Consider the following 325-nt stretch of genomic DNA (forward strand, 5'->3'; position numbering starts at 1 on the left):
AATAACAATGCAGAAGAGAAACTATTTCTTCAAAGATTTCTTCCGAATCCAATTTAACCGAGCCAACTTCTGAAACAACAACGATTTCTGTCCCGAATTTTTTAAATAAGTGACGGAAAAGATCAAAGCCCACTCGACTAAGCCTGTCCTTGTAAGATATAACTACTTTCTCAATTCTATTGTCAAAAATTTCATCTATAGTACTCCAACTTTGGTTTTTCTTGGCACATATATTGCTTTGCAGTATTCTGGCCGAATATTGTACTTCAACTTTGGTATGCTTCAGAACAACATTCTGTATACGAAGCTATTATTGAACTAAGCA

The 325-nt window shown here is 34.5% G+C and carries 1 pseudogene; it reads right to left on the reverse strand.

Features of this window, described 5'->3' with window-relative positions:
• Window positions 1-175, reverse strand: a pseudogene (locus tag HXW94_RS20645) (recombinase family protein); the annotation flags it as partial.
• Window positions 176-325 lie beyond the last annotated feature (150 nt).

It is taken from the genome of Desulfobacter latus (genome assembly GCF_013389365.1).
Taxonomy (GTDB): Bacteria; Desulfobacterota; Desulfobacteria; order Desulfobacterales; family Desulfobacteraceae; genus Desulfobacter; species Desulfobacter latus.